The organism is Mesobacillus maritimus, from assembly GCF_044803185.1.
GTDB lineage: Bacteria > Bacillota > Bacilli > Bacillales > Cytobacillaceae > Mesobacillus_B > Mesobacillus_B maritimus_B.
The window spans coordinates 5,215,810-5,239,359 of the sequence record NZ_CP085225.1 but is presented as its reverse complement, the minus strand read 5'-3'; the positions used below and the strand labels follow the sequence as shown (position 1 = coordinate 5,239,359).

Below are 23,550 nucleotides of genomic sequence, written 5' to 3'. Positions count from 1 at the left end.
TGAGGTGACTTATGGGGAAATTAAATCTTTTTCTCGTCGTTGTTCTAGTGGTCGTTCTTGGTTCTGGAGCGCTTCTCTTTTTTGAAAAGGATGCATTTGGCTTTGGGAATGAAAAAGAAAAAGGACTGACGGTCGAAGACATTATTGAGTTAAGTATTGATACCGATGTAATCACGACCAATCTAGCTTCCAATCACTTTGCTGTTGTCCAATTTAATATTTTATTAGATAGCAAGGAAGCGAAGATTGAATTGGAAAAGCGAAAGCCAGAAGTTAGAGCGGCAGTGATATCCATTCTAGCTGGTTTTACGAAAAACCAGCTAACGGGGAGAGAAGGCATTGCCAACTTGGAAGAGGAGCTATTTTCAAAACTAGATGTCATCCTGGAATCAGGACAGCTCGAGCGAGTTTTAGTGACAGAGTTTAAAGTACAATAATGAAGACATTTTACTAAACCTTTGGTCCAAAATGCCGATATAATAAGTAAGAAACTAGGTGATTTTATGCAATCGGCCCAGCTAGATAATTGCAGAATTTGTGGCAGATTATTCCTAAAACAACATACGGATTATTGTTTGGAATGCTATAAAGAAATGGAACTTGATTTTGATCGGGTAAAGCTATTTTTAAAAAGTGAGCAAAATCGTGATGCAACGGTCGAAAAGGTAAGTATGTGTACAACGGTTTCAGCTAAACGAATTGCCCATTTTATCCGCGAAGGTCGGATTTATGCGGAGGATTTTCCGAACCTAGGTTATCCCTGTGCATACTGTGGGAAATTAATTAAAAAGCAAATTCTTTGTAACAGCTGCTTTGACCATTTATCTTTTGATATCAGTCATTCGCTAGAAAAAGAAGAGTATGTGAATCAAATTCTTAAGAATCAGCGATCCTCTTTGAAGGAGTCACACTATTGGCGGTTAAAACAAGGAAAATAACGATGTGGAGATGGTGGTGAAAAGATGAATATTGATAAATCGACAGGCCCATTCTTTATTCAATCGTACCAAAAACAAACTCAAGTTGCGAAGGTCGCCAAGACTAAACCAGTACAAAATGAAGATCAGCTGCAAATATCTCTTCAGGCAAAAGAGATGTTTGAAAAGAAGGCGATGGATCCAGCCAGACAAGAAAAAATCAAGCAGTTAAAAGCTCAGATTGAAGCTGGAGACTATTCAGTAAGTGCGGAGCAAGTAGCGAATAAGGTTCACGATTTTTGGTTTAAAAAATAGTTTTCTGTTTTTTATAAAGGAGGATTTCTGTTGCTTGATTTAATCGGCCATACGCTTGAAGAAATGATCAACATTCAAAAACAGCTAATCAACTACAGCGAACAAAAGAAAACGGTCTTAATCGAGAGGAAAGTGGCTGAGTTAAACCCGATCATTCAAGAAGAAGCAAAGTTGGTGAAGCAGCTCGGACTAGTTGAACATGAGCGAAAACAACAGGTCGAGATGGCCTTACAAGAGCACCCATCTCTAAGCTTTAGCCAGTTTATTGAGACCCTTCAAGACGATGAAAGAAGCAGAAAACTTTCCTCCCAACTCGATACTCTGCGCAAGCTTTCAGTGGAGTTGCAAGCAAAAAACAGAGGAAATGAGCAGCTTCTGAAGGACTCCCTGAACTTTGCCCAATATATGATTGACCATTTGACACATTCAAAGCAACGTCATTTCAATTATCAATCCCCACTAAGTCCTCAGAATACACACACAACAGGCCACGGCTTTTTTGATACAAAAGCTTGATAGAAAAAACAGTTGTGTTTTTTAGAAATTTTATTTCGATTGTTATAGAAGGTATTCCAAATAATTTATATTCAAAAGCAACAAGTTTGAGAAAAGAGCCTTATAGAAAAAGCTGAGCTTTGAGCTAAAAAGGAAGGGAAATTTATGGTTTCAACTTTTCATAGTTTAGAACTTGGGAAGCGCGGGTTATTTGCCGGGCAAACAGGGGTAACGACAGCAGGGAATAATATGGCCAATGCGAATACAAAAGGCTATTCACGCCAACAGGTCCAATTAACCAATTCACCTTCTCTTAATGTTTGGACAAGCGGTGAAGTGAATCCTGGCCAGCTTGGTTCAGGGGTATCGGTCGAGTCGATTTCGCGCGTTCGGGACCGCTTTTTGGACCGGCAATATCGCGAACAATCGGCAACACATGGAGAATGGTCGGTTAAACAGGATACATTCGCAAAGCTTGAAACCATTATCCAAGAACCGAGCGAAACCGGGCTTCGGTCTGCGATGGATCAGTTTTGGGGAGCATGGCAAGACTTAGCGAGTGAGCCAGATAGTCTGTCCGCACGTGCTGTCGTCAAAGAAAGGGCACAAGCTTTTGTCGACACAGCTCAGTCCATCGACCGATCAATGACCCAGTTAAAAACCGACTTAAGCGATCAATTAACAGCAAATATAAAGGAAGCAAACGATTATTTAAAGCAAATTGCTGACATCAATCAACGTATTCAACGAATAGGTGTCCAGGCGAATGACTTGCTCGATCAACGCGATTTATACGTGGAGGAGCTTTCGAAACTGGTTTCGATTGAGGTTGAAGAGCAAGCAAACGGAATGTACAACATCAAATTACCTTCTGATGGTACAGCTCTCGTTGAGGGAGGAAACATCGGTTCAATGCTTGATGTCCACAGCAATAATAGTGGAGGTCGCCTTTTGGGGACAATTGAATCGCTTAAGACAGTCGACTCTTACCAGCAGAAATTGACTGAGTTGGTAGAGGGATTTGTCTTTGGGGAAATGACCGTCGATGTTCCAGCAGGCAGTGTTTTGGCAGATGGAACGATCGTACCTGCTGGGCAGACTAGTCAAGTAACCGTAAAGGGCATCAATGGTCTGCACCAATTAGGTTGGTCGTTAAAGGAGGATGAAAGCGGTCATGCACAGCCCGGAGCTGCGTTGTTCTTAGGGGATGAAGATCATTTCTCAATCGCTTCGATTTCCGTTAATCCGGCCGTAAAAGAGGATGTTCTTCTTATTGCTTCTTCGCTTAACAGTGAATCCATCAATGGTCAACAAAAGGTCATCAGTGGGAATGGCGATTTGGCCCAGCTGATTGGAAAACTGCGTGGTCAAGAGGTGACAATCGCCGGGGATTCCCATAACATTCAGCGGTTTTTCGAATCGATGGTGAGCGAGCTTGGTTCCCAAAGCCAAGCAGCAAACCGTTCGATGGCGAATCAGGAAGCGGCTTTGATGGCCATCGATAACCGTCGTCAATCGACAACTGGGGTTTCCCTTGATGAGGAAATGGTCAACTTAATCAAGTATCAACATGCGTATAATGCAGCTGCAAGGGTTGTAACGACCACAGACGAACTGCTCGATACCATCATTAATCGAATGGCAGCACGTTAACCAGTAGGGAATAGGAGGGAAACTGAATGAGAATTACACAGCAGATGCTCCATCAAAGCTCCGTTCGCCAGATGAACCAGAATTTGAATCGTTTTGATAAAATCAGTCAGCAAGTATCGACCGGGAAACAGCTTCTGCGCCCATCTGATGACCCGGTAGCTGTCTCAAAGTCTATGAATCTGAAAAGTGCAATGGCAGCGAATGAGCAATATGAGCGGAATGCCACCAACGCTGCCATGTGGCTCGATGAGACGGACCGAGTGATCAATCAAACGGTAAACATCCTCCATCGGGCACGGGAATTAGCGGTCCGAGGAAACAGTGAGACTTTGTCTGAACAAGACCAGAGCATTATGGCAAAGGAAGTTGAACAGCTATCAGAGCAGATTCGTCAATTCGCAAACTCACAGGTGAATGGGAAGTATTTGTTTAACGGTCAAAAAACAGATCAACCTCCTTATCCGGAGCAGGGTTCTTACCAGACGAATTCGTTTGATACCGGTCCTGTGACCTTTGCAATTGCGGAGGGTAGCACCTTTCAAGTCAATGTGACGGCCGATAAGCTGTTTGGAACGGTAGAAGATGACTCGAATCTATTTAAAATAATGGAGAATTTGGCCGCTTCACTCCGTACAGGGGAGCCCGTGCCGCTTGAAGGCCTGGATAAAGGCTTGAATCGAATCTTAACGACTTGGGCTGAAGTCGGTGCTGTCACAGAGCGTATAGAAGCCGTTGGAAATCGCTTAAAAGACAGCAACATACAATTGAAATCGATGTTATCAAAAATCGAAGATTTGGATTATGCTGAGGCTATCACCAAGTTAAAAAGTGAAGAAAGTGTCTACCAGGCAAGTCTATCCGTCACTGCGAAAATCATTCAGACAAGTTTAATAGATTTTATAAGATAAAAGGAGAGGAGCAGGTCCCGTTGTTTAGGATCTGCTCCTTTCAGAAGGCTATTACCCCCTCAGAGTATTCACCTGCCCCATCATATCATCTGCAAAAGATATCGCTCTTCCTTGAGACTGAATTAACCGTTGGGTTGCAATCAATTCGGTCATTTCTTCTGCCATATCTACATTAGACATTTCCAAAGCACCTTGTCGAACTTGAATAGATTCATCCGTCTGCTCCGCTAAATTGAGGATTTGTAACGTTCCATTCGCCATCTGTTCGGCTTCATTTCCGGGAAGCTGATAGAGATTGTCGCCAACCTTCTCAAGCAGATTGGGCCGGTCCACTTTTACGATGCTTAACTGAAAGGCTGCAGGTTGTTTTGCTGGATTTGTAAAGGTAATGTCCATCGCACCATTTTTATTTACCTTGATACTGTCATAGTCTCCATCGAACACGATTGGCTGATGATTACTATCGAGTACGGAAGCTCCCGAGGATGTAACAAGCCGCACTTGCTCAGAATTTAAGACAGGCTGCAATTGAAAGGAGCCATCTCTGGTGTACAGCGTCGTTCCTTCTGAAGCCACTCGAAAGAAGCCCGAGCTGCCTTGAATCATGAAATCAAGAGGCCGATCCGTTTGCTTGAGTGATCCTTGTTCTGAGTGGAGACTTGTTTGAGCGAGTTTTGCCCCGGTGCCAATACGAAGTCCGTATGGTGTCGATCGTCCGACTTCGTGCCTAAGAAGAGCTTGTCTTTCCATGGATTGCACAAGAGTATCCGAAAAGTTGGCCTCTTGGCGCTTATAGCCTGTTGTATTGACATTCGAGATATTATTGGCAATAACATCAATCTTTTTTTGCAGCTCACGCATCGTATTGGCTGCCGTGTTCATTTGAATGCTCATTTAATGGGCCCCCTTATTAAATCCGGCCAATATCATTTACCGTTTTTTCCATGCTGCGGTCATAAGCCTGGATGACTTTTTGGTTTGACTCGAAGCCGCGATACGTCGTGATCATTTCAGACATCGTTTGGGTTACATCGACATTCGATTGTTCAATAAATCCTTGTTTGACAAGCGTACGGATGTTGTTTAAACCTTCTATCTCGTCAACAGCTTGAGGTCCAGCTTCCGGGTTTCCTTCCCACCGTAACAATCCATGCCCTTCTTTGACGAATTGTCTGGTTTCTTCGGTATATCCAATCCAAATTCGACCGTTCCTAGTCCCGTCGGGCAGGAGAATTTGACCGTCATCCACTACCTTAAATTCCTTAGTATTGACTTGAATGGGTTGCAAGTTTTGATTGAGGACAGGATTCCCTTCACTTGTTGTCAGGATTCCGTCCTGATTAACGGTAAACTGTCCATTTTTGGTATAACGGATTTGGTTGTCTGAAGCATTCACCGCAAAGACCAGTGTTCCCTTTTCCGGATTCATTGGCAATGCTTCATCAAGCAGAGCCAAGTCCGTAGAATTTCCAGTTTCTTTTAATGGACCTGACATAAAAGCAGGGATTCCTTCCTGGGTATATACACCAGTATGGAGGGTTCCGATGTAAGGGCTCTTGGGACCATTGTGGTCAGAGGAGCCCGTTTGTATAGCCCGAATCAATTGAGCAGGAAAGGCACGCAAAGCCGTTTGATCCTGTTTAAATCCGGGTGTATTGGCGTTTGCCAGATTATTTGTCAAAACTTGTTGTTTTCTGTTATGGGCCATCATTCCTGATGTTGCCGTATATAGACCTCGAAACATTTCGTTTTCTTCCCTTCGAAATAACGGTTCTATCTTTATATATCGGTAAGAGATTCAGAAACTTTAGCTTCTGTCACAAAAAAGACTTCATTACTAGTACAAAAGGCATGTTACAATCTCATTAAAAAAAGTTTACAATTTTCTACAGCGATGGTAATCTTGATAAGAAAGTTGTCGAATAATAGCGAAATTTAGCAGATTTTGAAAAAACTATATATGATCGTCACGATAATAGCAAACTTCTTCGAAAGGGAAGGACGCAAAGCCACGGGCCTACATTCACTTGAACATGGTAGCCGGGTTGCCGAAAAGATGGTAGGATTTTTCTGTCAGTCCACCCTTTTTCGGGGTGGACTTTTTTATGTGCTTAAAACCTACAAAACTTTGAACTCAGAGAATTGTCCAGCTCCAGCGCCCTTCGCTCTACGATAAGTCAAGCACGAATGCGCCTCCGGCTCTTCGTGTTTCCTTTATCTCAGTTGGAGAGCTCCAGGCCATACGCCGCTGAGCAGGGCGCTTACGCATTTCAATTGTCCAGCTCCAGCGGCTAACTCCTCGGGTCATAAGCCACCCCTGAAAGGAAGGCAAAGAGCGCCTTCTTTTCAGGTGCGTTTTATGCCTGTCGGAGTTGGACGAGCCGCTTACGCATTTCAAATAAGGAGGTTCATAGATGAATATTTTTCCTCAATCTTTTCAGCAATTGGAGCAAGCTTTATCCGCCGCGACTTTAAAACAGAAAGTAATCGCTTCGAATATCGCTAATGTTGACACCCCTAATTACAAGAGTAAATCGGTTGACTTTCAAGCTACACTTCAACAAGCCCTAGAGAATCAATCCGTAACGAGCTATAAAACAAACGAAAAGCATTTGCCGTTTAGCAGTGAACATTCCGCATTTAACCCCAAAATAAACACAAACAACGAAACGAAGTTTAAACCGAACGGAAATAATGTGGATATGGATTACGAAATGGCCCAGTTGGCCAAGAACCAATTATGGTATAACGCAGTAACCGACCGGGTGAACGGCCATTTTAATAGTTTACGAACAGTGATCAATGAAGGGAGGTAAAAGGGATGAGTATATTCAATAGCTTTCATATTAGCGCTTCAGGTTTGACAGCCAATCGCTTGAGGATGGATGTTGTTTCTTCCAATATTGCCAATGCGAATACAACACGTGCTCAGCTTGTAAATGGAGAATGGGTACCTTACCGAAGAAAGTCGGTTGAGCTAACACAAACAGGTGTTTCTCCATTTGAACAAAAGCTACAAACGGCGATGAATAAAGGGAATGGTGTAGCGGTTTCGCAGATTAAAAAAGACCCAACCCCCTTTCCGCTTACATATGATCCAACCCATCCTGATGCGGATGAAAATGGGTATGTCCGCCTACCTAACGTCGACCCAATAAAAGAAATGGTTGACCTCATGTCGGCAACCCGCTCGTATGAAGCAAATGTTACGGCTTTAAATTCTTCAAAGAATATGTTTATGAAAGCCTTAGAGATTGGGAGATAGTTTATTTATTGGGTGAAAAATTAGAAAAGACCGGCTCCACCAGTAGGAGGGCCATCAGGAGGTTAAGAGATGAATCATGTAAGCAGCATTCAAACCCCGTTTATTCAAAGTCAAGCGATTCCCAAAGCAGCGGCTGATAGGAAGGTAGACGGTTTCGGTGATTTATTTAAAAAAGCGCTGCAAGAGGTGGATACCGCTCAGAAGGAATCACAAATGAAAACCCAGCAGTTGGTCATGGGGGAAGGCACAGATATTCATGAAGTGATGATTGCTGGGCAAAAGTCCAATCTGTCGTTGCAGCTGACCGTGCAAACGCGGAATAAAGTGGTGGAAGCCTATCAAGAAATTATGAGAATGCAAGTTTGATTCTCTTGATTAGGATGATGAAAAGATGAAAGAAAAATTACTTAGATTTAAAAGTAAAGCAGTAGAGACGTGGAGCAGTTTCTCAGGAAAAACAAAATGGTCACTGGTAGGGACATTTGTTGTGACCCTTGTGATTTTAAGTGTCTTTGTTTATATGGCTTCGAAACCAAATCTTACCCCGCTCTATTCGGGTTTATCTCCTTCTGAGGCGGGTGAAATCAAAGCAGCCATTGAAGAACGGGGAATTATGGTGGAAGTTTCACCAGACGGAAAATCGATTAGTGTTCCGAATGAACAAGTGTCCAATTTAAAGGTAGCCTTAGCGGCTGAAGGAATTCCAAAGAGCGGAAATGTCAATTACAGCATTTTCAGCGAAAATATGGGATTGGGCATGACCGATCGCCAATTTGATGTGGTCGAACGGGATGCGATGCAAAATGAACTTGCAACCTTAATTAAACAAATTGCTGGTGTCAGTGAAGCCAATGTAATGATTACGCTGCCAAAGGAAAATATTTGGATTACAGATGAAGCCCAAGTGGCAACCGCTTCGGTTGTCATCAAAGGAGAGCCATCTTTTCAATTGGAGCAAAAGCAAGTCAATGGGCTTTACCATTTAATCAGTAAAAGTGTGCCCAACTTACCAACGGATGAGATTGTAATTATGGGTCAAAACGGTCAAATCTATGCGATGCAAGATGAAGGTCCAGCGGATACAACGTTTTCGGTATATCAAGAACAGCGCGAAATTCGCAAGGATATCGAACAAGATATTCAGCGTGAATTGCAGCAAATGCTCGGCTTGCTTCTTGGCCGTGATAAAGTCGTCGTATCGGTTATGGCTAGCGTTGACTTTACAAAAGAAAAACGGGAAGAACAACTAGTTGAGCCGGTTATCGATGAAAACAATCAAGGCATTGATATAAGTGTGGAACGAATTATCGAGTCCTACTCAAGTGAAGGTGGAGTCGTTAATGATGCAACAAGTACAGGGAACACGGATATCGCAAACTATCCGGGTGTGGATGGAGTAGGAAACAGCGAATCGGAAAGAACAGAAGAGCGGATTAACCGTGAAGTCAATCGAATCCATCGACAAATTGAATTAAGCCCTTATGTCATTGATGACCTGACCATTAATGTCGGCGTTGAACCACCGATCCCAAATACCCCAGCAAGCTTAACCCAGCAAAATATGGATGATATTCGAAATCTATTGACCAATGTTGTGAGTAATTCGTTGAGCATGAATGGTGCATTGATGACAGATGAGGATCTTCAAAATCGCATTTCCGTCTTTGCCACAGAATTCCAAGGGAAGCAAGTTGTGGTGGAAGAAACGGAACCACCGTTATTTGATCAGCTTTCGAACGTTCCAATGATGATTGGGGCAGGGATTGCTGTATTGCTCATTATTTTGATGATTGCTGGTTTCCTTCGTAGAAGAAAACGAAAGAAAGAGGAGGAGGAATTCCTGCTCGATTTGTATGAAGAGCCAATGGCACAAGTGAACCAGGCCGAAGAAGAGGAAATTGATTTATCTGAGTTATCGTCAAAAACAAATCCAAAACGAAAAACCATTGAAAAGCTGGCAAAAGAACGACCTGAAGATTTTGCTAAATTGTTGCGATCTTGGATGGCTCAAGATTAGGAGTGTTGCTCATGGCTAAAAGGATTAGAGAGTTAAATGGCATTCAAAAAGTAGCCGTGCTGTTAGTTTCGTTAGGTCCAGAAGTTTCGGTCGAAGTCTTTAAACAATTATCTGAACAAGAAATTGATCATTTAACAATGGAAATTGCCAATGTGCGAAAGTTAAGCAGCAGCCAAACCGAACAAGTATTGAATGAGTTTTATGAAATGATTCTGGCACAAGACTTCATAAGTGAAGGCGGGCTGGATTATGCCAAAGACATTTTAGAAAAAGCGTTAGGGAAAGACAAAGCAATCGAGGCAATTGGACGATTAACCTCCCGTTTACAAGTGAAACCGTTCAATTTAGCAAGAAGATCGGATCCAAACCAACTTTTAAACATCTTACAGCATGAAAATGCCCAAACGATTGCGCTTGTTTTATCGTACTTGGATGCAGGGCAATCATCGCAAATTCTTTCCCAGCTCCCCCCCGAAAAGCAGGCGGAAGTGGCACGAAGAATCGCGTTAATGGAAAGTACATCGCCGGAAATCATTAACCAGGTTGAACAAATCCTTGAACGCAAGCTTACTGCGACAGGTAGCCGCGACTACACCTCCACTGGTGGGGTTGAGGCAGTTGTTCAAGTATTAAGCAAAGTGGATCGCGGCACGGAAAAGGCGATTCTTACAGAGCTTGAATCAGAAGATCCCGAGTTGGTGGAAGAAATTAAGAAACGCATGTTTGTCTTTGAGGATATTGTTTCTCTTGATACTCGCTCGATACAGCGTGTTCTTCGAGAAATCGAGGATTCCGATTTGACCTATGCGTTGAAAGTTGCTAGCGAGGAAGTCCAAAATGTCCTCTACCGCAATATGTCAACAAGACGAGCAGAAACACTCCGCGAGGAAATTGCCTTTATGGGTCCTGTGAAATTAAAAGACGTTGAAGATGCGCAGGCACGTATTGTTACGATGATTCGCAGTCTAGAAGAAAAAGGAGAAATTGTTGTATCCCGAGGCGGGGGAGATGATGTGATTGTCTAATATCTTTCGCATTCCTCACCGAGAGCAGGTTGAAAAAAGAATAATTGGGACAAAGAAGATTGAAGTGAAGATCACAACAGATTCACCGAATGAACTGAGTCCCATTCAACAGAAACAGTTTTTACAACAGGAGATTGTGGCTTTACAAGAACAATCTCAACAATTGCAGACTCAATTAGAAACAGAGCGAGCCCAGGCCAAAGCTGAAATTGAACATTGGTGGCTGACGAAACAAGAAGAAGCACAGCTTGAGGCAAAGAGACTAGGAGACGAGGCTTCAGAGCAAGGGTACCAAGAAGGGTTTCAACAGGGAATGCTTCAAGCGGAAGCGGAATTCCAACAAAAACGGCAGGAAATGCAGCAATTGCTTGAAACAGCCTATGAAGAAAGAAATCAAATTATCCAACAATCCGAATTGTTTCTCTTGTCGCTAAGCGTAAAAATTGCTGAGAAGGTCATCAAGGGAGAATTAAAACAGCATAACGAACAATTGCTGAACCTGGTCAAACAAGCGTTAAAGCAAGTCGAAGAGAAAGAAGATGTTGTGATTCAGATGGCTCCTGAAGATTATCCGGTTCTGCTTCCGTTTATGGATGAATTAAAACCATATGTTGGTCCTGATTCCGAGTTAAAAGTGATTCCGGTTCCCCATTTCACAAAAGGCGGCTGCATGATTCACACAGAGAGCGGGTCCTATGATGTCACGGTAACAAGCCAGCTTGAAGAAATCAAACAGCACTTACTGGCTTATTGTGAGGAGAAGACAAACTCATGATCCTGGAGAAAGATGAGTATCTCCCGTTATTAGAGGAGATCCAACCAATTAAAAAACATGGAAAAGTGACGCAAGTGATTGGGTTGACCATTGAATCAAAGGGGCCGAAAGCGAAAATCGGCGAACTTTGCTTGCTCTATCCAACCGAAACTGGCAGGCCAATTGAAGCGGAAGTGGTCGGCTTCCGGGATAATAAAATTTTGCTGATGCCGTTAAGGGATTTAGCACAAGTTGGACCAGGGTGCCTAGTGGTCGCAACAGGAGTTCCCCTGCAAATCAAAGTAGGGCCGTCCATCTTAGGGAAGGTTCTTGATGGAACAGGAAACCCATTAGATGAAAGTCAACTTCCAAAGGGTTTAAAGAACTACTCAACCAATAATCAACCGCCAAATCCTTTGAAAAGACCTAGAATCACAAAGCCTTTAGAGGTTGGCATCCGAGCCATTGACGGGTTGCTGACGGTCGGACAAGGTCAGCGCATTGGCGTGTTTGCTGGCAGTGGTGTTGGCAAAAGTACATTGATGGGCATGATTGCCCGTAATACAGAAGCAGATGTGAACGTCATCGCTCTGGTTGGCGAACGGGGACGGGAAGTCCGTGATTTTATCGAACGGGATTTAGGCCCGGAAGGCTTAAAAAAATCCGTGCTAGTGGTCGCTACTTCCGACCAACCGCCGCTGCAACGAATAAAAGCTGCTTTGACTGCCACATCGATTGCTGAATATTTTCGAGATCAAGGAAAAAACGTCATGCTGATGATGGACTCTGTCACCCGATTTGCCATGGCCCAGCGCGAAGTCGGTCTCGCAGTCGGTGAGCCTCCTACAAGCAAAGGCTATACCCCAAGTGTTTTTGCCTTGCTGCCTAAGCTGTTGGAACGCTCTGGGACATCTACCCATGGTTCGATTACCGCTTTTTATACTGTCTTGGTTGATGGCGATGACATGAATGAACCGATTGCCGATGCTGTTCGGGGCATCCTCGACGGTCATGTTGTCCTAGATCGGAAAATTGCTCAAAAAGGACAGTTTCCAGCGATTAATCTGCTTTCAAGTGTCAGTCGTGTCATGCATGATCTGATTCCGGAAGATCACCAAAAGGCTGCCGTTCAGTTTAAAAAACTGCTCGCTTCCTATGAAACCTCTGAGGACCTGATTCATATTGGCGCGTATAAAAGCGGAACAAACAAGGAAATCGATGATGCGATTCGTTTTTATCCGCTCATCAAAAAGTACTTACAACAAGATATGTATGAACATACGAAGTTTGACGAAAATATCAACCTATTAATCCAGCAGTTTGGAGGATAAACGTGGCCACTTTTCATTATCCATTTCAAAGAATCCTAGATTTAAAAGAGAATGAAAAAGATTTTGCACAAATCCAAATGGCTGAGGCCATTAAAAAGCAGGAGGAAAGTCTCCGCAAAAACCAAGAAATCTATCAAAAAATCATCGAAGTCGAGAATGAAAAAAATCAAAAACAACTAGATGGTGTCAATATCTTTGAATTAAGAATGCTAGAAAATTACATCGATCAGTTGAAAAACCAGCTCTTATCTGCGGAACGTGATCTTGAACGACTAGATACCCATGTGGTTCAGACACAGAGCCATTTGTGCGTCAAAGTCCAAGAAGAAAAAACCTGGCTTAATTTAAAGAATCAACGGCGAAAGCAGTTTGACCAGGAAATGAAACAATCAGAACAGGCCTTATTTGACGAGATGGCCGCCAATCGATTTTACCGGGCATTATCGACCGAAAGAGGGTGAAATCCATAGACACAGTAAGCATCTCTTTCCAAGCGCCAGTTCGCCAAGCGAAGAATTCGTTCCAATCTAAAAACGTTGTCCAGCAAACAAATGAGGAGTCTGCTTTTTCTAAGGTTTTTCACTCTACCTCTTCTGACCAGGAAAAGGTCAATAGAGACGAGTTAGAGGAAGTCCTGAAAGCGACCGAAGAAGCCTTGAACGTTTTACAAGAACAGCCAAAAGATTCTTTGTCAGCCGAAGAGATGGGAATGCTCTCATCGGTGCTACAACTACTATCTCAAAAAATATCAGATCTCCTTGTTCAGCAGCTAGAAAACCAGTCTTCTGAGACAAACACCCAACAGCTTGAGAGTGAACGTAACGCATTAATCGCTTTTTCAACTAAAGAATTCGCAGAGCCTCTTCCTTTTATGGGGGTAGATGAAAAAAACTTTTTAAATAAATTTAATCGTGATTTTGAACAGGCAATCAATCTAGTAAAGACACAGCTTGAAAGAGTTCAGCAGACGGTTCCTTTTAAGCAAGGTGAATCCATCGTAACGCTTTTTCAGCGGTTAACCTTTCTGATGGAGGACATGGCTCAAGGAATCGAACAAGAACAAATGACTGGACAACCCTTAAAAATAGAATTTTCTCTGCCGTTAGGAGAAGCCCATGGGCAACTTCAGCGCGGAAATAGCTTGCTCACGCTCGAGCAAAATCCAGACCAACCGAATAGTCAAGGAATCACCGTAAGTGCTGTACAGGGTGCTCAAGGCAGTCAAGTGGCGCAAAGGGTAGAATCGAGTCCCCAATCATCCTTTGTCCGGTTCAGCCATTTCATTGAGGATTTAAGCGAAATCTTTGGAGGAACGTATCGTTTGCATTCCACACTTGAGGGTACTCAGTTAAGGGTAAATATCTTTCCGGAGCATCTAGGACACCTAGATATTCGGTTGACCTCCATTGATGGGAAGATCACAGCGCAAATTTTCACAGCTAGCCTCACGGCAAAGGAGGCTTTGGACCTTCAAGTTCAACAGCTGCGGAATTCGCTTATCCAGCAGGGGGTTCCCGTTGAGAAAATTGAAATTGCGCACCAACCATCACAACAATCCTTTGGACAGCAGCATGCCCATCCTGAACAGCGGTTCTCTCAACAACAGCATAGGCAGGGTATTTCACCACGGAATGGAAATGCCTATCTTTTGACGGAGGAAGAAGCCGCTACAGATCGTCAGCCTTTTGCGGATGGGTCTGTGCAAGTGAATTATACAATCTAGCTTGAAAGGAGATGGCCTTATGAACGTAAGTGGTGTAAGCGCAGGAACAAGTCAAAATGTTGCGGCTTCCAAGCAAACAGAGTCACAAAACGGCCTTGGCAAAGATGCCTTCCTTAAAATTTTAGTTACTCAATTAAAAAATCAAGATCCGATGGAACCATTAAAAGATACCGAATTTATTGGGCAAATGGCCCAGTTTACCAGTTTGGAACAATTAACGAATTTAAATCAATCGATGAATCAGTTGATTGGACTACAAGGAAATCAGAAATTAACCGACCATGCGGATTTACTCGGGACAACCGTCTATTGGGAGCAAATAATCAATGGGCAGGTTCAGTCAGGCGAGGGCATTGTAAAAGCGTTGGCCCTTAAAAATGGGGAGCTGACGGTGGAGCTTGAGAATCATGACACTGGTGTTCCTATCGCTCATATTCAGCGGATTGAACAAGACAGGAAAGAAAATGACGTAATCTAATCCCCATAACGGATTAGTAAAAACGAAAGGGGAAATAAATATGCTTCGTTCCATGTATTCAGGTGTGTCAGGGATGAAAGGGTTTCAAACGAAACTAGATGTGATCGGGAACAATATTGCCAATGTGAATACGGTCGGATATAAGAAAAGCCGCATCAACTTTCAAGATTTGTTAAGTCAAAATTTATCGAATAGCAGCGTAAACCCGATGCAGGTTGGGCTAGGGAACACGACTTCTTCCATTGATGTTCTCCATACCCCAGGCTCCCTGATGACAACAGGAGTCAATAGCGATGTCTCAATCATGGGCGATGGATTCTTTGTTGTTCAAAAAGGACAAGACGATGGAGCTCCTGAATCGTATTTAACGCGTGCAGGTAACCTTGTGGTGGATAAAGGTGGTCAGCTGCTCACCACGCAGGGCTACAATGTGGTGGGTCTAAGAGCAAATGATAATACATTCGGACCAATCACGATTGATCCAGAACAATTCGATTCTTACACCATTAACCGTGCAGGTGAGATTTACGGGAAAAATTCAACAACCTGGCAAGAGGAACTCATTGCGACACTAGCCATTGTCAAACCAGAAAATCCAGCCGGCCTTAGTAAAGTGGGTGGGTCTTTATATGAGATGACGATGAGTGCGGATGAAAATGGGGTCATTGACAACACCGATCTTATGACGGCGAAAACGGCCAATACAGAAGTTGTTTCTGGTCAGTTAGAAATGTCCAATGTGGACCTCACCGAAGAATTCACAGAACTAATTGTGGCTCAACGTGGCTTCCAGGCCAATTCCCGAATTATTACGACATCCGATGAAATCCTGCAAGAAGTTGTGAACTTGAAACGATAAAAATAGGAGGGGAAGACGGAGTGGGATTCTTCCCGCTCGTCTCTTCATAACATGATCCAATTAACAAGATTAAATCAATCAACCTTGACCTTAAATGCCATTTATATTGAAAGAATTGAATCAACCCCAGATACAGTGATCACTTTACTATCAGGCAAGAAGGTGCATGTCCTGGAAACTTCTGCTGAAGTGACTCGTAAAGTGACGGATTTTTATCAAAAAATAAACCTTCTATCTAGTCTGCAAGAACCAAATCGGAATGAATGAGGGGGTAGGTAAGTCTTGAATAACTTTCATTCCACATCGAATGGGGAACTCCTTCGCTCACCTGTTGCAATCAAACAGGATGGAGTTCGAACAGGAAAAAAAGTCACAACGTATGACTTTAAAAATGCGATGCGCTTTTCGCAAGATCAGATTCGGACGTTAACTAGAATTCATGAAAACTGTGCCAGGCTGTTAACATCCTATTTTTCAACTCAGCTTCGGACATTTGTCCAAATTTCTGTTTCTGAAGTGGTCCAGTGTACTTATGAGGAATTCATTCAGAATGTCGAAAAAAAATCGATTTTAGGTATTTTTAAAGCACCGCCGCTTGAAGGGAACATGGTCATGGTCGTTCCGCCCACTATATCCTATACCATGCTTGATCGATTGCTTGGTGGTCAAGGCAAGGTTGCGGCACATCACCCTGATTTAACGGAAATTGAAATCGGGGTGATTCGCAGAGTTTTTATGAGAGCCTTAAATAGCTTTCAGGAAGCTTGGGATTCGGTGGAGAAGGTAATTCCTGAGTTGACAGAGATTGAAGTCAATCCCCAGTTTCTAACAATGGTACCGCCTAATGAGACCGTCATATCCGTTTCGCTCCATACCATTATTGGGGAAGAGGCCGGAACCATGCATATTTGCTTGCCGCATGTCGTGTTGGAACAGGTTCTTCCCAAGTTATCGGCCCGTCATTGGTTGGCAACACAGAAAAAGGCGGCCGAAAGCCATGAAGTAGAAGTATTAGAACGAAAATTACAACGAACAAAGCTGGAAGTGAAAGCGATTCTCGGCCAGTCATCGATTGATATTAGTGAGTTTCTTCAACTTAAAAAAGATGATGTCATCCGTTTGAATGAAACCTTCCAAGCGCCGATTACGGTGTTCGTTGATCAGAAAAGAAAGTTTTTCGCTCAGCCTGGGATTTCAAAAGGTAGAGTGGCTGTACAAGTTACCGATGTTATGGACGAGGGAGATGATTTCGAATGACCATTAAAGGACTATCTCCGGATGAAATAAGTGGCTTATTAGGTCCACAAAAGCGCGAAGGCGAGAATGTTTCGGTTCCAACCTTGTCTTCGTATGAAACGGAAGTTTTAGCGGAAATCTTCAGTGTTTCATTTGGAAGTGCATCAGGTGTGCTGACAAGCCTTTTTGATGAACAAGTATCGATTTCGGGGCCAGAGCTTTCCGTTAAACAGAAAGCAGAGATTAGATATCCGTCTTTTATAGGAGTAGGGAACTATTCAGGAGAAGTGAATGGACGTCAGTTTCTTTTTATTCATAAAGAAACAGTTGTGAACATTGCTCGAAAGATGAATGTCCCTTTAGCTGAAGAAGAAAACCAGTCTCTTTTTCAGGTTGTTCAAGAAGTGTTTGGGAAAGTATTCGCGGCAATCAGTGATTCGATGTCGTCCATATTGGAATTGGATCTTGCCCATACCTTATCTAGAGTAGATTTAATTGAAGGCAGCGAGGATGAACTTTCAGTTGGAAAGTTTTCCGAAGCGGAAGCATTTGTTCATGCATCCTTTTCAATCCTAACCAGCAGCCAAGAAAATCTAGGCTTTACGATTTGTCTTCCAGTTGAAACAGCCGAAGAAATCGTAGAAGTTGTAACCGGTTCGATGAATGAGACGAATAAGGAGGTGGAGTTACCAACAATGAGCCAAAACCAAACACCAAACCTAAATATACAATCTGTCCAATTTTCATCATTTGATGAGAGTCCATCCCAACAGACAGAACCGAATAATATCGATCTTTTGCTAGATATTCCTCTTCAGGTAACGGTCGAACTAGGACGTACAAAGAAAATGGTGAAAGAGATTTTGGAGGTTTCTCCAGGATCGATTATTGAGCTTGATAAACTATCGGGTGAACCCGTGGATATTTTAATAAACAATAAGTTAATTGCGGTTGGAGAAGTCGTGGTCATTGATGACAATTTCGGGGTAAGGGTAACGGATATTTTAAGCCCTATGGATCGAATCTCCAAGCTTCGGTAATGGACTTGCTAAGGAGTGCATCAAGTTTGATTCGAAAAGCAGTTATAGTTGGTTTCGCGATTTGCTGGTTCCTATTTGTCGGCAGCTCCATTTCAGTGGAAGCTGAAGAGCCGAATGTATTGGACTGGCTTAATGAGGAGCAGCTTGATGGACAACCAGTCGAAACAGATCCTATAAGTAATTCAGAACGGAACGATGGGAAAGCAAAGAGTCCAATCTTGTTAATCGGACAGCTCCTCTTTTATACCCTCCTCATTGTTGTCATGATTTATGCGCTAATTAAATTTTTGGCATCAAGACAAAAGAAACTGCAACCTAATCAAGCCATCCAGTTGATTGGCGGAACGGCCTTAGGAAACAATAAGTCGTTGCAGCTGGTAAAAGTGGGTGGAAACGTGTATTTGCTTGGAGTTGCCGATCAAATCACGTTAATTAAAGAGTTTTCAAATGAGGAGGAACTTGGCTCCTTCGATGCCGAGCAGAAAAAACCAGTGTTTTTCTCCAGTTCCATATTTGGCTCGGCGAAACAACCAGCAAACCAGAGCCCCGGTCAGGGATTCGAGCAGTTGTTTCAAACAAGCTTGAAGAAACAAAAGGAAAAACAACATCAAGTAGAGCATGATCTGTTTGAAAACGATCGGGAGGGCAGGGATAGATGATGGACGAACTTCTGCTTTCCCTTATGATTCCTGGAATCAATCTTGGGACAGATGCTCCTGAAGGTGTTGGTGTGACGCTACAGTTATTGTTCTTGTTAACGATTTTGTCGCTCGCTCCGGGAATTTTAATTATGCTCACGTGTTTCACACGGATTGTCATTGTCTTGTCGTTCGTGCGGACAGCGTTAGGAACGCAGTCGATGCCGCCAAATCAGGTGCTGATTGGGCTCGCGCTGTTTTTAACCTTTTTTGTGATGGCTCCCGTTTTTTCGGAAGTCAATGAAACGGCCTTGCAGCCTTATTTAGCTGGGGAGATGGCCCAGGATGATGCACTTGATACAGCGATTATGCCCATTAAGGGATTTATGGCAAAGCATACAAGGGAAAAGGATTTGGCTTTGTTCTTTAAATATGGCGAGTTAGAAAAGCCTGACAGTATCGATGATATTCCGTTGACAGCCTTGATTCCGGCATTCGCCATTAGTGAGTTGAAAACGGCTTTCCAAATTGGCTTTGTCATTTTTATTCCGTTTTTAGTCATTGATATGGTAGTGGCTAGTACATTGATGGCCATGGGGATGATGATGCTTCCTCCGGTCATGATTTCGCTGCCGTTTAAAATTTTATTATTTGTCCTTGTGGACGGATGGTACCTAATTGTAGAATCGCTGCTTGTCAGCTTTTAAATGAAGGGATGGAACCCGTATGACGCCAGATTTGGTCATTCACCTCGCCGAACAATCGATTTATACCATTATCATCATCGCTGCTCCTATGCTTTTGATTGCACTGGCAGTAGGACTGCTTGTCAGTGTGTTTCAAGCGATGACCCAAATCCAGGAACAAACCCTTGCCTTTATACCGAAAATCTTAGCCGTCTTTATTTCCATTGTTGTCTTTGGCCCGTGGATGTTAACGATTTTATTGGACTACACGAGGGACTTGTTCCAAAGCCTTCCACATTTAATTGGGTAGTGAAGTCGGCATGACTATCATTCTTGAGATGCTGCCATATTTTCTCCTAATGCTCGTTCGGGTGACTTCGTTTTTCCTAATTGCTCCGGTGTTTTCGATGAGGGGCGTTCCAACTCAGTTTAAAATCGGTCTTGCTTTCTTTCTGACTTTGTTTGCTATTTCAGCCAGTACGAGTGAAGCGGTTATTTTAATTGATGGATATTATCTGTTTTTGATTGCAAAAGAGGTATTCATTGGGGTTGCGCTGGGGTTTACGGCAGCCTTGCTCTTATATGCCGTTCAGGTTGCGGGGGCATTTATTGATTTCCAAATGGGCTTTGCCCTTGCCAATGTGATGGACCCGCAAACAGGTGCACAGGTTCCGATGATTGGTCATTTTAAATACACGCTAGCTTTGTTATTTTTACTCATTGTCGACGGACATCATCTCATGTTGGATGGTGTGATGAGGAGCTTTCAATTTGTCCCGATAGAAACGGTCTCGTTCTCACTCGAAAGCGGTGAAATGGCTCGCTTTATGAGCACTTTATTTTTACAAATGTTCTTGATTGCGGTACAAATCGCCTTGCCGGTGGTCGGAGCGGTTTTTTTAATCGATGTTGCGCTTGGGATTTTAGCCAAAACGGTTCCACAATTAAATATCTTTGCGGTTGGTTTTCCAGTCAAAATTTTTGCCGGGTTTATTATGTTACTACTGGTTATGCCGTTTTTCTTCTTTATATTGCAAAGCTTATTTGAAAAGATCATTGTCAGTATGGCAGAGTTAATCAAGTTATTAGGGGCGTAAAACATGGCAGGTGAAAAATCAGAAAAAGCAACCCCCCAGAGGCGGCAAGATTCAAAGAAAAAAGGTCAAGTGGCAAAAAGCGCGGAAGTACCATCAGCGCTGATTATGCTTGGGGGATTTTTATTGCTCTCTTTTATGGGGGAAGGAATGCTTGAAAGAGTTCTAGCGATGTTTCGGCATCATTTCCAACAGTCCATCGGCTTGGAGCTGACGCCGCAAAGCATTCAAAATTTGTTTGAACTGGTCACCTTTGAGAGCTTTAAGCTGATGCTGCCGATTGCGGTGGTTGCCCTCGTGTTTGGTGTTCTGGGGAATTATGTTCAAATTGGTTCGCTGTTTACGGCAGAGCCGTTAAAAATGAAGCTCGAAAAGATTAATCCAATTTCAGGTGCCAAGCGAATTTTCTCGCTTCGCAGTTTAGTCGAATTACTTAAATCGTTATTAAAGGTTGTTATTGTTGCTTCAGCCACTTTTGTAGTCTTGTGGCGGGGATTAGATGAGTTGTTCTTGCTTTCGCAAAAAAGTATTGGTCACTCACTAGCCTATTTGGCTGGTCTTACGGTTCAGATGGGGCTAGCTGTTGCTATGATTCTATTATTCTTATCGATACTGGATTATTTGTATCAAAAATTTGAATTCGAAAAAAGCATTCGTATGTCCAAACAGGATATTAAAGATGAAATGAAAAAGTCGGAGGGAGATCCTCTTATTAAATCAAAGATAAAAGAAAAACAACGCCAAATGAGTATGAATCGAATGATTCAGGACTTACCAAAAGCAGATGTTCTGATTACCAACCCGACCCATTATGCGATTGCGATTCAATATGATGCCGAAACGATGGAGGCTCCGATGGTGATTGCAATGGGGAAGGATCATCTAGCCTTAAAAATAAAAGAAAAAGCGAAAGAATTAAATATTGTGATGATGGAAAATAAACCACTTGCCCGTGCACTATATCATCAAGTCGATATTGGGGATTCTGTTCCAGAGGAATTGTTCCAGGCGGTCGCAGAGGTTTTAGCATATGTGTATCGACTAAAAGGAAAAATTCGTTAGGGAGGAGTAAGTTGCTTTGAAAATGAAAGATCTGTCCGTCTTACTGGCGGTCATTATGATTGTCGTTATGATGGTCATTCCTCTTCCACCACTTTTATTGGATCTCTTAATTTTGATTAATATCAGCCTTTCGTTAACGATTATTCTTGTGGCCATGAATACAAAAGAGGCGCTGCAGTTTTCCATCTTTCCGTCGTTGTTGCTGTTAACGACCTTGTTTCGACTGGGACTTAATGTTTCAACCACCCGGTCCATCTTGACCAATCAAACAGCAGGCGAGGTGGTTGCAACCTTTGGGAGTTTTGTAGTTGGGGGCAGTCCGATTATTGGGTTGATGGTTTTCTTGATTCTGGTGATTATTCAGTTTCTAGTCATCACCAAAGGATCGGAACGTGTCGCTGAGGTCGCCGCGCGCTTTACCCTCGATTCGATGCCAGGAAAGCAAATGAGTATTGATGCAGACCTTGGTGCAGGAATGATTTCTGAAGTCGAAGCGAGAAAACGAAGAGAGAAGGTTAGTCGGGAAGCTGATTTTTATGGAGCGATGGATGGTGCCAGTAAGTTTGTTAAGGGAGATGCCATTGCGTCGATTATCATTACGCTAATTAATATTCTCGGAGGATTATTGATTGGGATAGTCGTTCATCAAATGTCATTTGGTGAAGCGGCAAACCTGTTTACGCTTCTATCGATAGGAGATGGTTTGGTCAGCCAGATTCCAGCCTTGTTAATTTCCACGGCGACAGGAATTGTTGTCACCAGAGCAGCTTCTGATGGCAATTTAGGGACGGACATCACCAACCAGCTTTTTGCCTACCCAAAGCTTTTGTATATCGTTGCTGGAACCCTTGTTTTACTAGCGGTCTTTACCCCAATCAATCTATTTTTGATCTTACCGATTGCGGGTCTAGTCGCTTTCGGCGGGTATAAAATGCAGCAGTCGCTTAGCTCAGAGGAAACGGAAAAGACTGAAACCGTCAACGAAACCCAAGAGCTTGAAAAACTAAAAAGTCCTGAAAGCGTGATGGACCTTCTACAAGTGGATTATATTGAATTCGAATTTGGCTATGGGTTAATTCCGATTGCCGATAAAAATCAAGGCGGAGATTTATTAGACCGCGTGATTATGATTCGAAGACAAATGGCGCTTGAATTGGGGATTGTTGTTCCAGTCATTCGCATCCGTGACAATATTCAGCTTCAACCAAATGAATACACCATTAAAATAAAAGGAAACAAAGTGGCATCCGGGGAGATCATGCTTGATCATTATTTAGCCATTAGCCCTGGCATTGATGACGAGGCGATTATTGGAATCGAGACCGTTGAACCAGCATTTGGGATGCCAGCACTGTGGGTAAACGAAGAAATGAAAGAAGAAGCGGAGCTATCCGGCTATGCCATTGTCGACCCGCCTTCTGTCGTGTCCACGCATTTAACGGAGGTCATTAAGCGCCATGCTCAGGAATTAATTGGCAGACAAGAAGTGAAAGCATTGATCGAACATGTCCGGGAACACTCACCAGCGGTTGTTGAAGAGTTAATTCCACAAATGATGACCATCGGCGAAGTCCAAAAAGTATTAATGAAGCTTCTGAGAGAAAAGGTATCGATTCGCAACTTGGTTGTGATTTTAGAAACGTTGGCGGATTATGCCCCGCAAACGAAAGATATTGATGTATTGACTGAATACGTGAGACAGGCTCTTTCAAGACAGATTACCTTGCAATATGCCAATCAAAATCAGGCATTACAGGTGATGACAGCCGGTGCTAGCTTCGAAAAGAAAGTGGCGGAATCTGTACACCGCTCGGAGCAGGGAACCTATTTATCTTTTGATCCTGAAACCTCACAGATCATCTATCAAAAAATTGCCGAACAGGCTGGCCAGCTCCAAGCCTCTGGTGTTCAGCCAGTATTGCTGACATCCCCTGCGATTCGCATGTATGTCCGTCAATTCTTAGAGCGCTATCTGCCGGACCTTACCATCCTTTCTTACAATGAATTAGAACCAGATATTGAAATTCAAAGTGTCGGAGTGGTGAATCTATAAA

Annotated in this window: 28 protein-coding genes and 1 riboswitch; of the genes, 26 read left to right on the top strand and 2 right to left on the bottom strand. The window is 43.0% G+C overall.

Annotated elements, in window-relative coordinates:
• Nucleotides 1-11 precede the first annotated feature (11 nt).
• The 6 genes from LG336_RS25240 to flgL all read left to right on the top strand — a co-directional run bounded on the left by LG336_RS25240 (nucleotide 12) and on the right by flgL (nucleotide 4,288).
• A complete protein-coding gene (locus LG336_RS25240; protein WP_404330226.1) occupies nucleotides 12-437 on the top strand; it encodes a flagellar basal body-associated FliL family protein in 426 nt (141 codons plus the stop codon).
• Between the two features lie 66 nt (nucleotides 438-503).
• Nucleotides 504-938, top strand: coding sequence for a flagellar protein (locus LG336_RS25235; RefSeq protein ID WP_404330225.1), 435 nt, complete (start codon nucleotides 504-506; stop codon nucleotides 936-938).
• 24 nt (nucleotides 939-962) lie between these two features.
• The gene (gene flgM, locus LG336_RS25230) at nucleotides 963-1,232 is read left to right on the top strand and encodes a flagellar biosynthesis anti-sigma factor FlgM (RefSeq protein ID WP_404330224.1); all 270 of its coding nucleotides are present in this window, start codon (nucleotides 963-965) and stop codon (nucleotides 1,230-1,232) included.
• A 30-nt stretch (nucleotides 1,233-1,262) separates the two neighbouring features.
• Nucleotides 1,263-1,748, top strand: coding sequence for a flagellar protein FlgN (locus tag LG336_RS25225; protein ID WP_404330223.1), 486 nt, complete (start codon nucleotides 1,263-1,265; stop codon nucleotides 1,746-1,748).
• Between the two features lie 144 nt (nucleotides 1,749-1,892).
• Nucleotides 1,893-3,380: a flagellar hook-associated protein FlgK gene (gene flgK / locus LG336_RS25220; protein ID WP_404330222.1), complete on the top strand. Its 1,488-nt coding sequence runs from the start codon at nucleotides 1,893-1,895 to the stop codon at nucleotides 3,378-3,380.
• A gap of 26 nt (nucleotides 3,381-3,406) precedes the next feature.
• The gene (gene flgL, locus LG336_RS25215) at nucleotides 3,407-4,288 is read left to right on the top strand and encodes a flagellar hook-associated protein FlgL (protein WP_404330221.1); all 882 of its coding nucleotides are present in this window, start codon (nucleotides 3,407-3,409) and stop codon (nucleotides 4,286-4,288) included.
• Nucleotides 4,289-4,339: 51 nt separating this feature from the next.
• On the opposite strand, the gene LG336_RS25210 is transcribed toward flgL, so the two are convergent.
• Together LG336_RS25210 and LG336_RS25205 are read right to left on the bottom strand one after the other, a co-directional pair.
• On the bottom strand, nucleotides 4,340-5,182 hold the full coding sequence (locus tag LG336_RS25210; RefSeq protein WP_404330220.1) for a flagellar hook-basal body protein: 843 nt from the start codon (nucleotides 5,180-5,182) through the stop codon (nucleotides 4,340-4,342).
• A gap of 16 nt (nucleotides 5,183-5,198) precedes the next feature.
• A complete protein-coding gene (locus LG336_RS25205; RefSeq protein ID WP_404330219.1) occupies nucleotides 5,199-6,032 on the bottom strand; it encodes a flagellar hook-basal body protein in 834 nt (277 codons plus the stop codon).
• A gap of 223 nt (nucleotides 6,033-6,255) precedes the next feature.
• Nucleotides 6,256-6,341: riboswitch (cyclic di-GMP riboswitch) on the top strand.
• Nucleotides 6,342-6,702: 361 nt separating this feature from the next.
• On the opposite strand from LG336_RS25205, the gene flgB reads away from it, so the two are divergent.
• The 20 genes from flgB (at nucleotide 6,703) to flhA (ending at nucleotide 23,549) form a co-directional block, all read left to right on the top strand.
• On the top strand, nucleotides 6,703-7,104 hold the full coding sequence (gene flgB / locus LG336_RS25200; protein ID WP_404330218.1) for a flagellar basal body rod protein FlgB: 402 nt from the start codon (nucleotides 6,703-6,705) through the stop codon (nucleotides 7,102-7,104).
• A gap of 5 nt (nucleotides 7,105-7,109) precedes the next feature.
• Nucleotides 7,110-7,553 (top strand): flagellar basal body rod protein FlgC, encoded by a 444-nt coding sequence (gene flgC, locus LG336_RS25195; RefSeq protein ID WP_404330217.1) that lies wholly within the window; start codon nucleotides 7,110-7,112, stop codon nucleotides 7,551-7,553.
• 69 nt (nucleotides 7,554-7,622) lie between these two features.
• The gene (gene fliE, locus LG336_RS25190) at nucleotides 7,623-7,919 is read left to right on the top strand and encodes a flagellar hook-basal body complex protein FliE (RefSeq protein ID WP_404330216.1); all 297 of its coding nucleotides are present in this window, start codon (nucleotides 7,623-7,625) and stop codon (nucleotides 7,917-7,919) included.
• 25 nt (nucleotides 7,920-7,944) lie between these two features.
• Nucleotides 7,945-9,570: a flagellar basal-body MS-ring/collar protein FliF gene (gene fliF, locus LG336_RS25185; RefSeq protein ID WP_404330215.1), complete on the top strand. Its 1,626-nt coding sequence runs from the start codon at nucleotides 7,945-7,947 to the stop codon at nucleotides 9,568-9,570.
• Nucleotides 9,571-9,581: 11 nt separating this feature from the next.
• Nucleotides 9,582-10,595, top strand: a complete 1,014-nt coding sequence (gene fliG / locus LG336_RS25180; protein ID WP_404330214.1) for a flagellar motor switch protein FliG — start codon at nucleotides 9,582-9,584, stop codon at nucleotides 10,593-10,595.
• The gene (locus LG336_RS25175; RefSeq protein ID WP_404330213.1) at nucleotides 10,588-11,370 is read left to right on the top strand and encodes a FliH/SctL family protein; all 783 of its coding nucleotides are present in this window, start codon (nucleotides 10,588-10,590) and stop codon (nucleotides 11,368-11,370) included. Before fliG ends, LG336_RS25175 begins: the two co-directional genes overlap by 8 nt.
• Nucleotides 11,367-12,680, top strand: a complete 1,314-nt coding sequence (gene fliI, locus LG336_RS25170) for a flagellar protein export ATPase FliI (protein ID WP_404330212.1) — start codon at nucleotides 11,367-11,369, stop codon at nucleotides 12,678-12,680. The genes LG336_RS25175 and fliI overlap by 4 nt, the downstream gene beginning before the upstream one ends.
• Nucleotides 12,681-12,682: 2 nt before the next feature.
• The gene (gene fliJ / locus LG336_RS25165; RefSeq protein WP_404330211.1) at nucleotides 12,683-13,141 is read left to right on the top strand and encodes a flagellar export protein FliJ; all 459 of its coding nucleotides are present in this window, start codon (nucleotides 12,683-12,685) and stop codon (nucleotides 13,139-13,141) included.
• Complete coding sequence (locus LG336_RS25160; RefSeq protein ID WP_404330210.1) at nucleotides 13,138-14,403, top strand: flagellar hook-length control protein FliK; 1,266 nt, start codon at nucleotides 13,138-13,140, stop codon at nucleotides 14,401-14,403. Before fliJ ends, LG336_RS25160 begins: the two co-directional genes overlap by 4 nt.
• Nucleotides 14,404-14,422: 19 nt before the next feature.
• The gene (locus LG336_RS25155; RefSeq protein WP_404330209.1) at nucleotides 14,423-14,881 is read left to right on the top strand and encodes a flagellar hook capping FlgD N-terminal domain-containing protein; all 459 of its coding nucleotides are present in this window, start codon (nucleotides 14,423-14,425) and stop codon (nucleotides 14,879-14,881) included.
• Nucleotides 14,882-14,921: 40 nt separating this feature from the next.
• Complete coding sequence (locus LG336_RS25150; protein ID WP_404330208.1) at nucleotides 14,922-15,740, top strand: flagellar hook-basal body complex protein; 819 nt, start codon at nucleotides 14,922-14,924, stop codon at nucleotides 15,738-15,740.
• Nucleotides 15,741-15,791: 51 nt separating this feature from the next.
• On the top strand, nucleotides 15,792-16,007 hold the full coding sequence (locus LG336_RS25145) for a flagellar FlbD family protein (RefSeq protein WP_404330207.1): 216 nt from the start codon (nucleotides 15,792-15,794) through the stop codon (nucleotides 16,005-16,007).
• Between the two features lie 15 nt (nucleotides 16,008-16,022).
• Nucleotides 16,023-16,997, top strand: coding sequence for a flagellar motor switch protein FliM (gene fliM, locus LG336_RS25140; protein WP_404330206.1), 975 nt, complete (start codon nucleotides 16,023-16,025; stop codon nucleotides 16,995-16,997).
• Nucleotides 16,994-18,016 carry a flagellar motor switch protein FliN gene (gene fliN / locus LG336_RS25135; RefSeq protein ID WP_404330205.1) on the top strand — a complete coding sequence of 341 codons (1,023 nt, stop codon included), beginning with the start codon at nucleotides 16,994-16,996 and terminating at the stop codon, nucleotides 18,014-18,016. The genes fliM and fliN overlap by 4 nt, the downstream gene beginning before the upstream one ends.
• 26 nt (nucleotides 18,017-18,042) lie before the next feature.
• Complete coding sequence (locus LG336_RS25130; protein WP_404330204.1) at nucleotides 18,043-18,675, top strand: flagellar biosynthetic protein FliO; 633 nt, start codon at nucleotides 18,043-18,045, stop codon at nucleotides 18,673-18,675.
• Entirely contained in the window at nucleotides 18,672-19,361 is a 690-nt protein-coding gene (gene fliP / locus LG336_RS25125; RefSeq protein ID WP_404330203.1) for a flagellar type III secretion system pore protein FliP, read from the top strand. Before LG336_RS25130 ends, fliP begins: the two co-directional genes overlap by 4 nt.
• Before the next feature lie 19 nt (nucleotides 19,362-19,380).
• Nucleotides 19,381-19,650, top strand: coding sequence for a flagellar biosynthesis protein FliQ (gene fliQ, locus LG336_RS25120; RefSeq protein WP_404330202.1), 270 nt, complete (start codon nucleotides 19,381-19,383; stop codon nucleotides 19,648-19,650).
• A gap of 10 nt (nucleotides 19,651-19,660) precedes the next feature.
• Nucleotides 19,661-20,437, top strand: coding sequence for a flagellar biosynthetic protein FliR (gene fliR / locus LG336_RS25115; RefSeq protein WP_404330201.1), 777 nt, complete (start codon nucleotides 19,661-19,663; stop codon nucleotides 20,435-20,437).
• Between the two features lie 3 nt (nucleotides 20,438-20,440).
• Nucleotides 20,441-21,496: a flagellar biosynthesis protein FlhB gene (gene flhB, locus LG336_RS25110; protein ID WP_404330200.1), complete on the top strand. Its 1,056-nt coding sequence runs from the start codon at nucleotides 20,441-20,443 to the stop codon at nucleotides 21,494-21,496.
• 22 nt (nucleotides 21,497-21,518) lie between these two features.
• Nucleotides 21,519-23,549, top strand: a complete 2,031-nt coding sequence (flhA, locus tag LG336_RS25105; RefSeq protein WP_404333281.1) for a flagellar biosynthesis protein FlhA — start codon at nucleotides 21,519-21,521, stop codon at nucleotides 23,547-23,549.
• Nucleotide 23,550 lies beyond the last annotated feature (1 nt).